Genomic DNA, 12,370 nt, shown 5'->3' with positions numbered 1-12,370 from the left:
CGATAGCGGCTACGAATTCCCGCCTCCGCGGGAATAACGGCGTGAAGCGAGATGCCAATGCGCAAACCCGCGCCGCCCCGTTTATTCCGCCCACCGTTCATTTCCCGGAAACCACCACCGCACCGCGGCGTTATGACCCCGAAACAAAGCCCGAAAATGGCGCAGAAACGGATATTTGCACGTGGGAACAGCCGCGCAATCACTCGCGACGTGGATGAGCGCCCTGGTGGATTACGTGCGGTCGGGCGAGCCCGATCTCACCAATCGGCAGATGGCACTGCTCCTTCTCGTTTACCTCAATCCCGGCCCGCATACGGTGCGCGGCCTGGCCCGGGCGCTCAACGTGTCGAAGCCCGTCGTCACGCGCGCCTTGAATCGGCTGGGCGCCCTCGGCTATCTGCGCCGTCAGCGTGACGACAGCGACAAGCGCAATATCTTCGTCGCACGTACATCCGAAGGGGCAGAGTTTCTTGAAGAGTTCGGGCAATTCCTCGGCGACGGCGAATCACACGCACGTCAACCGGCCCTCGCGTAAAGCCTTTGCGCTGACCGGCCCCTCGGTCGATCTCGATCCGCGTACCCACGCCGTTCGCGGCGATCTGGCCGACGTCCGCCTCGCCGAACAGGTTTTCGCGCCCCACTATGCCGCGCCGATGGTCACCGTCGTGTCGCGCGCGGTCGGACTGTTCGGCGATCGCAACCTCAGCGAGCAGGTCGCGGAACTCAGCGTCGGCGACACGTTCGATGTGCTGGAGCTTGCCGGCAACCACGCCTGGGGCCGCGCCACGGCGCAGAACCTCGTCGGCTATGTCGATCGCACCGCCTTGGATATCGCCGTGCCGCAGGATGACGCGGCATGAGCGTCTCGGTCTTCATCGACGGTGCGGTCGGCACCACCGGCATCGACATCCGCGAACGGCTGAGCGGCCGCAGCGATCTCACCATCGTCACGCTCGATGAGGCGCGTCGCAAGGACGCCACCGCGCGGGCCGAGGCGCTGAACGACTCCGATTTCGCGATCCTCTGCCTGCCCGATGAGGCTGCGAAGGAAGCCGCGGCGCTGGTCCGCGACGGTGGCGCGCGGATCATCGACGCCTCGTCCGCGCATCGGGTCGCGGCGGGCTGGACCTATGGCTTCCCCGAACTCGACGCAGGCCAGGCGAACCGGATCGCGCATTCGCCCCGCGTCTCCAACCCCGGCTGCTACCCCACCGCGTTCCTCGCGCTCGTCGCCCCGCTTATCCGCGCCGGCCTTGTCCCGGCCGACTGGCCGCTGACCTATAATGCCACCTCGGGCTATTCGGGCGGCGGCAAGGCGATGATCGCCGAGTTCGAAGAGGGCGGCACCGACACCGCCTTCCGCGTCTATGCCCTCACCCTCGCGCACAAGCATCTGCCCGAGATGAAGACGCACGCCGGCCTCGCCCACCCGCCGATCTTCGCGCCGTCGGTCACGCGGCTCAATCGCGGCATGCTGTCCGAAGTGCCGCTGCCGCTCGCGCAATTGCCGGGCAGCCCCAGCATCGCGCAGATCGAGGACACGCTGGCCGCGGCCTATGCCGACAGCGCGCTCATTTCGGTCGCGCCGGGCGACGTCACCGCGATCGCCATCGAGGAGAATGCGGGCACCGACCGCATGACGTTGCGCGTCTGCGGCAATCCCGGCACCGGCCACGTCCGGCTGATCGCGACGCTCGACAACCTCGGCAAGGGCGCGGGCGGCGCGGCGGTGCAGAACCTCAACATCATGGCCGGGCTCGATCCGCTCGCCGGCCTCATCCTGTAACGTAAAGGATCGTCATGCAGCGCAATCCCGTCGGCAAGCTGCTCCTGTTCGGAGCCACCGGTGACCTCGCCAAGCGCATGTTGCTGCCCTCGCTGTATGGCCTGCACGCCGACGGCCTGCTGCCCAAGGATTTGACGATCACCGGCTCGGCGCGCGGCGACATGGACGACGATGGCTATCGCGACGTCGTGAAGAAGGCGCTCGACGAATTCCTCCCCGCCGACCGCAAGGACGAAAGCGCGCTCGGCACCTTCATGCAGCGCATCCAGTTCCAGCCTGCCGATCTGTCGGACCCCAACAGCTTCCAGCCGCTCGCCGACAAGATCGGCGACGTGTCGGGCGGCCTCGCCATCTATCTCTCGACCGCGCCCTCGCTGTTCGAATCGGCGGTGCAGGGCCTTGAGAAGGTCGGACTGACCGGGCCGACCGTGCGAATCGCGCTCGAAAAGCCGCTGGGCTACGACCTCGCCTCATCGAAGGAAATCAACGACACCGTCGCCAGCGCCTTCCCCGAAGAGCGGACGTTCCGGATCGACCATTATCTGGGCAAGGAAACCGTCCAGAACATCCTCGCGCTGCGCTTCGGCAATTCGATGTTCGAGCCGATCTGGAACGCGCAGGGGATCGACAACGTCCAGATCACCATCGCCGAAACGGTGGGTCTGGAGGATCGCGCCGGCTACTACGAAGGCGCGGGCGCGCTGCGCGACATGGTCGCCAACCACATGCTCCAGCTCGTCGCGCTGATCGCGATGGAGCCGCCGGCGCTGTACGACGGCACCGCGATCCGCGACGAAAAGGCCAAGGTCTTCCGCAGCATGCGCAAGATCACGCCCGAGCAGGTGCCGCAATGCACCGTCACCGGCCAGTATGAAGAAGGCGCGGTCGGCGGCAAGGTCGTCAAGGGCTATGACGACGAACTGGGCTATGACAGCAATGTCGAGACCTTCGTCGCGATCAAGGCGCATATCGACAATTGGCGTTGGCAGGGCGTGCCCTTCTACCTGCGCACCGGCAAGCGCATGGCCAAGCGCCGCAGCGAGATTGCGATCCAGTTCAAGCCCGTGCCGCACTCGATGTTCTCGGGCCGCGGCGGCGTGCTGCAGCCCAATACGCTCGTGATCCGCCTGCAGCCGGAGGAATATATCCAGCTGCTGGTGATGACCAAGGAGCCGGGCCTCGACCGCGACGGCCTGCGCCTGCGCGAGGTGCCGCTGAACCTCAGCCTCGACGCCGAATTCGCGGGCACCCGCCGCCGCATCGCCTATGAGCGCCTGTTGCTCGACCTGATCGAGGGAGACCAGACGCTGTTCGTCCGCCGCGACGAGGTGGAGGCGCAATGGACCTGGATCGATGCGATCCGCGCCGGCTGGGATGCGAACCAGACCAAGCCCAAGCATTATGCCGCTGGCACCTGGGGTCCCGCGGGCGCGATCGCGCTGACGGAGCGCGACGGGGTGACCTGGCAGGACGATTGAGGCTCTTTCGTCACCCCGGCCTTGAGCCGGGGTCCCGCTTCCTTTCACAGTCCTACGTGACAGCCAAAAAGCGGGACCCCGGCTCAGGGCCGGGGTGACGAAGTACTTACGCGAACATTTCTGTCCCCCATACGTATGCGGGGGCACTTACCTTGCGTGGGCCACTCCGCTAAGCGAGCCCCGCGCGCCGACATGAGAAGGCTGTACCCATGACCGAGATCGAATGGTGGGAGTATGACGACGCGGGCGAGCTCGCGGACGCGATCGCTGGCGACATCCAGTTCGTCATCGAAAGCGCGATCGACGCGCGCGGCTCCGCGGTCATCGCACTCGCCGGCGGCAAGACCCCCTTCCCGGCCTATGAAAAGCTCGCGAGCGCCAAGCTCGACTGGAAGCGCGTGACGATCGTGCCGGGCGACGAGCGCATCGTGCCGCTCGGCGACCCGCTGTCGAACGTGACGCAACTCGGCAAGCTGTTCATCCCAAAGGGCGCGCGCGTCATCCCGATCGTGCCCAAGCAGACCGAGGATTATAAGTCCGCCGGCCGCTCCGCCGATGCGCTGATGCAGGATTTGCACTGGCCGCTCGACCTGTGCCTGCTCGGCATGGGTGGCGACGGGCATACCGCCTCGATCTTCCCGGGCCCCGATTTCGACGAAGCGCTGAACGGCCCCAAGGAACGCCGCATGCTCGGTGTGATGCCCGATCCGCTGCCGCCCGAGGCGCCGGTCGCGCGCGTCACGCTCAGCCGCCAGGGCATCGTGACGGCGCGCGCGCTGATGATCGCACTGACCGGCAAGGACAAGCGCAAGGTGCTGGAACAGGCTATCGAGCAGGGCCCGTCGTCGCCCTATCCGATCGGTCGCGTCCTCGCCGATGCCGAGCTGCCCGTCGACATCCACTGGGCGCCGTAAACTCCCTCCTACCGTTCGTGCCGAGCCTGTCGAAGCACGGTGAGACCCACCGCCCTTCGACAAGCTCAGGGCGAACGGTATAGAGGGATCACCCGCGCCCCACCCCTCCCCAGGAACCCGCGCCATGAACCCCGAAGTCTCCGCCGTCACCGACCGCATCATCGCCCGGTCGAAGGACAGCCGCGCCGCCTATCTGTCGCTGATCGAGCGCGAGCGGGACAATGGCGCGCGCCGCCCGCAGTTGGGTTGCGCCAACCTTGCCCACGCCTATGCCGGGACGGAGGAAGATCGCGACACGATGCGCGCCGGCCAGGCGATGAACATCGGGATCGTCACCGCGTACAACGACATGCTGTCCGCGCACGCGGTCTATTATCGCTATCCCGAACTCATGAAGGTCTGGGCGCGCGAGGTCGGGGCGACGGCGCAGGTGGCGGGCGGCGTACCCGCGATGTGCGATGGCGTGACGCAGGGCTATCCGGGCATGGAGCTGTCGCTGTTCAGCCGCGACACGATCGCGCTGTCGACCGCGATCGCACTCAGCCACGGCACGTTCGAAGGCGCGGCGCTGCTCGGCATCTGCGACAAGATCGTGCCCGGCCTGCTGATGGGCGCGCTGCGCTTCGGCCACCTGCCGATGATGCTGATCCCCGGCGGTCCGATGCCGTCGGGCCTGCCCAACAAGGCGAAGGCCGCGGTGCGCGAGGCCTATGCGGAGGGCAAGGCCGGGCGCGAGGAACTGCTCGACGCCGAAATCTCGGCCTATCATTCGAAGGGCACCTGCACCTTCTACGGCACCGCCAACACCAACCAGATGATGATGGAGGTGATGGGCCTGCATATGCCCGGTGCCGCCTTCGTCAATCCCGGCACCAAGCTGCGCCAGGAGCTGACGCGCGCCGCGGTGCATCGCCTCGCCGGCATGGGCTGGCGCGGCGACGACTATCGTCCGCTGGGCCATTGCGTCGACGAACGCGCGATCGTGAACGCCGCGGTCGGCCTGCTCGCCACCGGCGGTTCGACCAACCACCTGCTCCACGTCCCCGCCATCGCGCGCGCGGCGGGCATCGTCATCGACTGGGAGGATTTCGATCGCCTCAGCCAGGCAGTGCCGCTGATCGCCCGCGTCTATCCCAACGGTTCGGCCGACGTGAACGCGTTCGAGGCGGCGGGCGGCATGCCCTTCGTCATCCGCGAACTGCTCTCGGCCGGTCTGCTGCACGGCGACATCACGACGGTGAGCGGCGACAGCCTCGCCGCTTATGCACAGAAGCCCGTCATCGCCGACGACCAGCTGGCGTGGGAGCCGGTCGGCGACAGCGGCGACACCAGCATCCTGCGCCCCGTCGCCGAAGCCTTCTCGCCCGACGGCGGCATGCGCATCCTCGCCGGCAACATTGGCCGCGCCTGCATCAAGGTGTCGGCGGTCGATCGCGAGCGTTGGGTGATCGAGGCGCCCGCACGCGTCTTCCACGACCAGCTCGACGTGCTCGAAGCGTTCAAGCGCGGCGAGCTGGAGCAGGACGTCGTCGTCGTCGTCCGCTTCCAGGGCCCGCGCGCCAACGGCATGCCCGAACTGCACAAGCTCACCCCACCGCTGGGCGTGCTCCAGAACCGCGGCTTCAAGGTCGCGCTGGTCACCGACGGCCGCATGTCGGGCGCCAGCGGCAAGGTGCCCTGCGCGATCCACTGTTCGCCCGAAGCCCTGGGCAACGGCGCGATCGGCAAGATCCGCGATGGCGATATCATCCGCGTCGACGCGGTGAACGGCACGCTCGATGCCCTGGTCGACCCCGCCGAATGGCTGGAGCGCCCGCTCTGCGACGCACCGGGCGCGGCGACGGGCATGGGCCGTGAGCTGTTCGGCATGTTCCGCGGCCTCGCCGACGAAGCCGAAAAGGGCGCGTCGGGAATGCTCGCGGCGGCTGGGTTGTAAGCGGCTACCCTCACCCATCCGGCACTGCGTGCCTCCCTCCCTCTCCCATCGGGAGAGGGAAGAGACGGCGAAGCCGGCGACAGGGTGAGGGCGGGTCGGAACGATAAGAGAGGAAACGCAATGCAATTGGTCAGCGTAGACATCGGCGGCACCCACGCCCGCTTCGCCATCGCGGAGGTGGAGAACGGCCGCGTCATATCGCTCGGCGAACCGGTGACGCTGAAGACCGCCGAACACGCCAGCTTGCAGACCGCATGGCAGCATTTCGCCTCGATCCACGGCACGCCGCTGCCAAAGGCGGCGGCGCTGTCGGTCGCCTCGCCGATCACCGGCGACATCATCCGCCTGACCAACAATCCCTGGGTGATTCGTCCCTCGCTGATCCCCGAACGGCTTGGCGCGGACATCTACACCGTCATCAACGATTTCGGCGCGGTCGGCCACGCGGTGGCCCAGTTGCCCGCGGAAGACTTCGAACATCTCTGCGGCCCCGACCTGGCCCTGCCCGAACAGGGCGTGACCACCGTCTGCGGCCCGGGCACCGGCCTCGGCGTCGCACAGGTGTTCAAGACCAGCGATCGCTACCATGTCCTCGCCACCGAAGGCGGCCACGTCGATTATGCCCCGCTCGACGGGATCGAGGACGCCTTCGTCAAGCGCCTGCGCCGCCAGTTCACCCGCGTGTCGACCGAGCGCATCTGCTCCGGCCCCGGCATCGTCGCGATCTACGAAACGCTCGCCGCGCTGGAAGGCCGCGCGGTGCCGAACCTCGACGACAAGGCGATCTGGACGGAGGCACTGGACGGGACCGATTCGATCGCGCTCGCCGCGCTCGATCGGTTCTGCCTGTCGCTGGGCGCGGTGGCAGGCGACCTCGCGCTCGCCCATGGCGCCAAGGCCGTGGTCATCGCCGGTGGCCTGGGCCTGCGCATCAAGGACAAATTGATCCGCTCCGGTTTCGACCAGCGCTTCGTCGCCAAGGGGCGGTTCCAGACGCTGATGGCGGGCATCCCCGTCAAGCTCATCACCCACCCGCAGCCCGGCCTGTTCGGCGCGGCGGCCGCCTTCGCCCAAGAACACGCATAAAAAGGTAGCATCCAGCATGACCGATATCGCCACCATCATGCAGACCAGCGCCGTCATCCCGGTGCTGGTGATCGACGACGCCGCCACCGCCAAGCCACTGGCGCAAGCGCTCGTCGCCGGGGGCCTGCGCGTTCTCGAGGTTACGCTGCGCACCCCCGCCGCGATGGAGGCGATTGCCGAGATGAAGACCGTGCCCGGCGCGATCGTCGGCGCAGGCACCGTCGTCAATGAAGCGCAGGCCAAGGCGGTGATCGACGCTGGCGTCGAATTCATCGTTTCGCCCGGCCTCACCGAACGGCTCGCGCGCCCGATCCTGGACGCTGGCGTCGCTTATCTGCCCGGCACCGCCACGGCGGGCGACATCATGCGTGGGCTCGACCTCGGCCTCACGCACTTCAAATTCTTCCCCGCCGAAACCAGCGGCGGGCTGAAGGCGCTGAAGGCCCTCGCCGCGCCCTTCTACCAGTGCCGCTTCTGCCCCACCGGCGGCATCACCGAAGCGTCTGCGCCCGACTGGCTGGCGTTCGACCCCGTCCTGTGCGTTGGCGGCAGCTGGGTCACGGGCGGCAGCATGGCCGACGTCGAAGCCAAGGCACGCGCGGCGAGCGCGTTGCGGCGCTGAGGCCCATCACAAACACCATCAGCGATGCCGGGCCCGTTCCGGCATCGCTGTGCGTAACGGCCGCCCCGGTCCCCGTCCGCCACGATTATATCGCGCGCCACAGCCGCCCCTTCGCCGGGGCCATTTCGACGGGGCAATCGGCGTCAAGATGATCGAATCACGCCGCTAGTTTAACCGATCCTCCATCCCATCGGTGCAGGGTGAAGGGCATGTACACCTTCGCCTTCGACGAACAGGCTCGCATCTTCACGATACGGCTCCAAGGCTTCTGGACACCGCCGGTTCTGGCGGCCTTCGTCGACGAGGTGACCGCGCGCAGCGTCGGACAAGCCCGGCGCTATGGCCGCTATGGCGTCTTCGTCGATTGCAGCGAATATCAGGTACAGACCGGCGCACTGGCCGAGGGCTTCGCCAGCGTGATCGGCCGGGCGAGCAGTCAGGAGCGGCCGGTTTGCCTGCTGTTCTCTGCCATGCTCGTCAAATTGCAGGCGGAACGCTCGCTCGGTACGACCGCGGCGGCAATCTTTCTGGACGAGACGGCGGCACGTGACTGGCTGGCGGCGCAGCTTGCCACCACCCCGCAAGAGCTTACCCCCGCCTGATCACATCTCGCCGCGCTGGCGGCGGATCGCATACCATTTCTGCACATTGGCATTGTGCTGGGCCAGCGTGTCGGCGAACACATGGCCACCGGTGCCGTCCGCAACGAAGTACAGCGCGTTTGACTGCGCCGGATCGAGCACCGCGTCGATCGACGCCCGGCCCGGATTGGCAATGGGCCCGGCCGGCAGCCCCACCTCGGCATAGGTGTTGTAGCCGTTCTTCGCCTGCAATTCGCTGCGCAGGATCCGCCGGCCCAGCGGCCGCCCCTTGGTGATCGGATAGATGACGGTCGGGTCCGCCTGCAACGGCATGCCGCGCTTCAGCCGGTTGCCATAGACCGCCGCGACCATGCGCCGTTCGGACGGCTTGCCGGTTTCCTTTTCGACGATCGAGGCGAGGATGATCGCCTGTTCGGGCGTCGTCACCGCGATACCGGGCTTCCGCTTCGCCCAGGCCTGGGCAAGATACGCCTTCATCGCCGCCTGCATGCGCGCGACCACCGACGCGCGGGTGTCACCGCGCTGGAAGGCGTAGCTGTCGGGCAGCACCGATCCTTCGGCGGGCACCGGCACGCTGCCGGTCAGGCCATCCGCCTTGGAGAGCGCATCATGCACCAGCACCGACGGATAGCCTTCGGGCACGACGACGAGGCGCTGGAGCACCTTGCCGCCCTGCAGCATCTTCAGGATATCGGCCTGGCTGGTGTGCGGCGGGATGCGATATTCGCCCGCCTTGATCGAGCCATCCGCCCCGAACACGCGGGCGAACAGGCGGAAACGGCCGGCGGAGGGGATCGCCCCTGCCCGTTCCAATTCCCGCGCGGCGGCGGCGAGGCTGCTGCCCTCCGCCACCTGCACCGTCACCGTCCGCTGCGCCGGGCCGCTGCCGCCCCAGCTGCGCACGACGACGACCGCCGCGATGATCGCGACGAGCCCGAGCAGCAGACCGAGGCAGCCGACCTTGCGCATCCTATGCGGCTCAGATCGCCTTCATCACCAGCGACGCATTGGTGCCGCCGAAGCCGAACGAATTGTTCAGCACCGCCTTCACCTCCCGCTTCTTCGCCGTCAGCGGCACCAGGTCGACGCCCTCGGTGCCCTCGTCGGGATTATGCAGGTTCAGCGTCGGCGGCACGATCTGGTCGCGCAGCGCCAGGATGCAGAAGATGCTCTCCACCGCACCGGCCCCGCCGAGCAGATGCCCGATCGCCGACTTGGTGCTCGACATCGACGCACCCGAGAGATCATCACCGAACACGCGCTTCGCCGCGGCGAGCTCGATCGTGTCCGCCATGGTCGAGGTGCCATGCGCGTTGATGTAATCGATGTCCGACGGCTCCATGCCCGCCTTGCGCAGCGCCATCCGCATCGCATTCTCCGCGCCCTTGCCTTCCGGGTGCGGCGCGGTGACGTGATAGGCGTCACCCGACAGGCCATAGCCGACGACCTCGGCGTAGATCTTCGCGCCTCGTGCCTTGGCGTGCTCATATTCCTCGAGCACCACCACGCCCGCGCCCTCGCCCATCACGAAGCCGTCGCGGTCCTTGTCATAGGGACGGCTCGCTTCGGTCGGGCGATCGTTCATGCTCATGTTGAGCGCGCGCGCCTGGGCGAAGCCGGCGACGCCTAGCGGGTTGATCGTGCTTTCCGCACCGCCCGCCAGCATGATGTCGGCATCGTCGTCGCGGATCATCCGCGCGGCGTCGCCGATCGAATGCGCGCCCGTCGAGCAGGCGGTGACGACCGCGTGGTTCGGGCCCATCAGGCCGTATTTGATGCTGACCTGGCCCGAGATCAGGTTGATCAGGCGACCGTGGACGAAGTGCGGGCTGACCCGGCCCGGGCCACGCTCGTGCAAGTTGATCGATTCTATCTCGATACCCGGCAGGCCGCCGATGCCCGAGCCGATCGACACGCCCGCACGCAGCTTCGTAGCCTCGTCCATCTCGGTCAGACCGGCGTCTTCCAGCGCCTGCCCGGCGGCGTCGATGCCATAGATGATGAACGGATCGACCTGACGCTGGACCTTGTGGTCGACGCGCTTGTCAGGGTCGAAACCATATTCGTGATCCTTGGGCTTCACCTCGCACGCGATCGTGCATTTCTGGCCCGTGGTATCGAAGCGGGTGATCGTCCCCGCGCCGGACTTGCCGGCGATCAGATTGGCCCAGGCCGTCTCGACGTCCGCGCCGAGCGGCGTCACGAGGCCCAATCCGGTTACGACAACGCGCCGCATACCCTTACTCCATCCAGTCCATGTACGTCCCCGGCCGCGGGTTCCGCGCCCGGCTGTTACGAAAAACGGCCCCCCGCCCTCTCACAACGGGGACGGGGAGCCGCTTCAATCATGCCCTTGCGGGCGCGAGGCGAGGCGAAAGGCCCGGCCTCAGGCGATTACGCCTTATGCTCGTCGATGTAGGTGATCGCGTCCTTGACGGTCGTGATCTTCTCGGCGGCATCGTCGGGGATCTCGACCCCGAACTCTTCCTCGAACGCCATGACGAGCTCGACGATGTCGAGGCTGTCGGCACCCAGGTCGTCGATGAAGCTCGCGTCCTCGGTCACCTTGTCGGCTTCGACGCCGAGATGCTCGACGACGATCTTCTTCACGCGGTCGGCGGTCTCGCTCATGTGTATTCCCTCTTCACGTTGGGGGGTTTTCAGTAATTCCCGACAGCCCGTAGAACGGGGCCGTCCGGCTGGCAAGCGTCTGTTAAGGGTTGGCGTCGGCCAACCGCCTTAACAAGGGGTTAGATCATCGCCATGCCACCGTTGACGTGCAACGTCTGGCCGGTGACGTACCCTGCCTCCTTCGACGCCAGATAGACGACCGCCGCGGCGATATCCTCGCCCGTGCCCAGGTCGCCCGCCGGGATGCGGCCGAGCAGCGCACTCTTCTGCGCGTCCGGCAGCACGTCGGTCATCGCCGATCGGATGAAGCCGGGCGCGACGCAATTGACCGTGATGTTGCGGCTGGCCAGTTCCTGCGCCAGCGCCTTCGACATGCCGACAAGGCCCGCCTTCGACGCGGCATAATTCGCCTGTCCCGGATTGCCGGTTTGCCCGACAACCGAGGTGATCGACACGACACGGCCGAAGCGCTGCTTCATCATCGGCTTGGCGGCGGCGCGGATCAGCCGGAACGCAGCCTCCAGATTGACGCGGATCACCTGATCCCATTCGTCGTCCTTCATCCGCATCGCCAGGTTGTCGCGCGTGACGCCCGCGTTGTTGACCAGGATATCGATCCGCCCACCCAGCGCCTCGACTGCCTGCGGCACCAGCGCGTCGACCGCCGCGGCATCCGACAGGTTGCACGGCACCGCGACGTGATCCCCGCCAAGGCCCGCACGAAACGCCTCCAGCTTCTCGGCATTCGAACCCGAAACCGCCAACCGCGCGCCCTGCGCCGCCAACCCCTTGGCAATAGCGGACCCAATGCCCCCCGAAGCCCCCGTAACGAGCGCAGTCATGCCGCTAAGATCGAACATCGTTTAATCTCCAAGATTTTGATTCACGCGGAGACGCGGAGACGCGGAGGAGCGATGGTCGTTGACGATCCGTCGCACTCCCTCCTTGAGCGTCGCGCCACCAAAATTGATCAGCAGCCCTACGGGCTGATGGGTGAGACGAAGATAGGTGAGCAATTGTTTGGCGTGAACGATAGTCAGCCGTTCGATCGACTTGACCTCGACGAGCAGTCGCTCGTCTATAAGGAGGTCGATGCGAAATGCGGCATCGAACCGCATTCCCTCGAATTCAATAGCCACCGGTCGCTGACGCGCGACCCGATAGCCTGCCGCCGATAGTTTGCCCGCGAGGACGGTTTCGTAGACGCTTTCCAGAAGGCCGGGACCGAGATCGCGGCGTATCCTCAACACAAGGTCGAGCACGTCACCGCTGATCTGGTCAATGTCTCTCACTTCTTCTCCGCGTCTCCGCGTCT

Annotated in this window: 14 protein-coding genes; 9 read left to right on the top strand and 5 right to left on the bottom strand. The window is 66.8% G+C overall.

From position 1 onward, the window contains the following. Positions 1–214: 214 nt before the first annotated feature. The 9 genes from GGR47_RS10960 to GGR47_RS10920 all read left to right on the top strand — a co-directional run bounded on the left by GGR47_RS10960 (position 215) and on the right by GGR47_RS10920 (position 8,424). On the top strand, positions 215–535 hold the full coding sequence (locus GGR47_RS10960) for a MarR family transcriptional regulator (RefSeq protein ID WP_043059634.1): 321 nt from the start codon (positions 215–217) through the stop codon (positions 533–535). Further along, positions 471–860 (top strand): SH3 domain-containing protein, encoded by a 390-nt coding sequence (locus GGR47_RS19150; protein WP_244304909.1) that lies wholly within the window; start codon positions 471–473, stop codon positions 858–860. The genes GGR47_RS10960 and GGR47_RS19150 overlap by 65 nt, the downstream gene beginning before the upstream one ends. Continuing rightward, the gene (argC, locus tag GGR47_RS10950) at positions 857–1,786 is read left to right on the top strand and encodes an N-acetyl-gamma-glutamyl-phosphate reductase (protein ID WP_147034653.1); all 930 of its coding nucleotides are present in this window, start codon (positions 857–859) and stop codon (positions 1,784–1,786) included. The genes GGR47_RS19150 and argC overlap by 4 nt, the downstream gene beginning before the upstream one ends. 14 nt (positions 1,787–1,800) lie before the next feature. Beyond that, positions 1,801–3,264, top strand: coding sequence for a glucose-6-phosphate dehydrogenase (gene zwf / locus GGR47_RS10945; protein WP_017979020.1), 1,464 nt, complete (start codon positions 1,801–1,803; stop codon positions 3,262–3,264). Positions 3,265–3,473: 209 nt separating this feature from the next. Further along, entirely contained in the window at positions 3,474–4,178 is a 705-nt protein-coding gene (gene pgl, locus GGR47_RS10940; protein WP_116462172.1) for a 6-phosphogluconolactonase, read from the top strand. Positions 4,179–4,302: 124 nt separating this feature from the next. Continuing rightward, the gene (edd, locus tag GGR47_RS10935) at positions 4,303–6,114 is read left to right on the top strand and encodes a phosphogluconate dehydratase (RefSeq protein ID WP_063685136.1); all 1,812 of its coding nucleotides are present in this window, start codon (positions 4,303–4,305) and stop codon (positions 6,112–6,114) included. A gap of 120 nt (positions 6,115–6,234) precedes the next feature. Further along, entirely contained in the window at positions 6,235–7,200 is a 966-nt protein-coding gene (glk, locus tag GGR47_RS10930) for a glucokinase (RefSeq protein WP_147034652.1), read from the top strand. Positions 7,201–7,216: 16 nt separating this feature from the next. Beyond that, positions 7,217–7,822: a bifunctional 4-hydroxy-2-oxoglutarate aldolase/2-dehydro-3-deoxy-phosphogluconate aldolase gene (eda, locus tag GGR47_RS10925; RefSeq protein ID WP_017979024.1), complete on the top strand. Its 606-nt coding sequence runs from the start codon at positions 7,217–7,219 to the stop codon at positions 7,820–7,822. Positions 7,823–8,031: 209 nt separating this feature from the next. Then, a complete protein-coding gene (locus GGR47_RS10920; protein ID WP_147034651.1) occupies positions 8,032–8,424 on the top strand; it encodes a hypothetical protein in 393 nt (130 codons plus the stop codon). Here the strand turns inward: GGR47_RS10920 and mltG are convergent, their stop codons facing one another. The 5 genes from mltG to GGR47_RS10895 form a co-directional block, all read right to left on the bottom strand. Next, positions 8,425–9,393: an endolytic transglycosylase MltG gene (gene mltG, locus GGR47_RS10915; RefSeq protein WP_147034650.1), complete on the bottom strand. Its 969-nt coding sequence runs from the start codon at positions 9,391–9,393 to the stop codon at positions 8,425–8,427. A gap of 10 nt (positions 9,394–9,403) precedes the next feature. Continuing rightward, positions 9,404–10,660, bottom strand: a complete 1,257-nt coding sequence (fabF, locus tag GGR47_RS10910) for a beta-ketoacyl-ACP synthase II (RefSeq protein WP_147034649.1) — start codon at positions 10,658–10,660, stop codon at positions 9,404–9,406. A gap of 158 nt (positions 10,661–10,818) precedes the next feature. After that, positions 10,819–11,055: an acyl carrier protein gene (locus tag GGR47_RS10905; protein ID WP_017979028.1), complete on the bottom strand. Its 237-nt coding sequence runs from the start codon at positions 11,053–11,055 to the stop codon at positions 10,819–10,821. A 119-nt stretch (positions 11,056–11,174) separates the two neighbouring features. Continuing rightward, on the bottom strand, positions 11,175–11,915 hold the full coding sequence (fabG, locus tag GGR47_RS10900; RefSeq protein WP_043059642.1) for a 3-oxoacyl-[acyl-carrier-protein] reductase: 741 nt from the start codon (positions 11,913–11,915) through the stop codon (positions 11,175–11,177). 3 nt (positions 11,916–11,918) lie between these two features. Then, a complete protein-coding gene (locus GGR47_RS10895) occupies positions 11,919–12,347 on the bottom strand; it encodes a GxxExxY protein (RefSeq protein ID WP_147034648.1) in 429 nt (142 codons plus the stop codon). Positions 12,348–12,370: the final 23 nt, after the last annotated feature.

The sequence above is a fragment of the Sphingomonas aquatilis genome (assembly GCF_014196115.1).
Lineage (GTDB): Bacteria > Pseudomonadota > Alphaproteobacteria > Sphingomonadales > Sphingomonadaceae > Sphingomonas > Sphingomonas aquatilis.
The sequence above is the reverse complement of the archived record's forward strand: the minus strand, read 5'-3'. Positions and strand labels throughout refer to the sequence as shown.

Coding starts and splice junctions, on each gene's coding strand:
- GGR47_RS10960 (WP_043059634.1), top strand. CDS start 215: ATGAGCGCCCTGGTGGATTACGTGCGGTCGGGCGAGCCCGATCTCACC.
- argC (WP_147034653.1), top strand. CDS start 857: ATGAGCGTCTCGGTCTTCATCGACGGTGCGGTCGGCACCACCGGCATC.
- zwf (WP_017979020.1), top strand. CDS start 1,801: ATGCAGCGCAATCCCGTCGGCAAGCTGCTCCTGTTCGGAGCCACCGGT.
- pgl (WP_116462172.1), top strand. CDS start 3,474: ATGACCGAGATCGAATGGTGGGAGTATGACGACGCGGGCGAGCTCGCG.
- edd (WP_063685136.1), top strand. CDS start 4,303: ATGAACCCCGAAGTCTCCGCCGTCACCGACCGCATCATCGCCCGGTCG.
- glk (WP_147034652.1), top strand. CDS start 6,235: ATGCAATTGGTCAGCGTAGACATCGGCGGCACCCACGCCCGCTTCGCC.
- eda (WP_017979024.1), top strand. CDS start 7,217: ATGACCGATATCGCCACCATCATGCAGACCAGCGCCGTCATCCCGGTG.
- GGR47_RS10920 (WP_147034651.1), top strand. CDS start 8,032: ATGTACACCTTCGCCTTCGACGAACAGGCTCGCATCTTCACGATACGG.
- mltG (WP_147034650.1), bottom strand. CDS start 9,393: ATGCGCAAGGTCGGCTGCCTCGGTCTGCTGCTCGGGCTCGTCGCGATC.
- fabF (WP_147034649.1), bottom strand. CDS start 10,660: ATGCGGCGCGTTGTCGTAACCGGATTGGGCCTCGTGACGCCGCTCGGC.
- GGR47_RS10905 (WP_017979028.1), bottom strand. CDS start 11,055: ATGAGCGAGACCGCCGACCGCGTGAAGAAGATCGTCGTCGAGCATCTC.
- fabG (WP_043059642.1), bottom strand. CDS start 11,915: ATGTTCGATCTTAGCGGCATGACTGCGCTCGTTACGGGGGCTTCGGGG.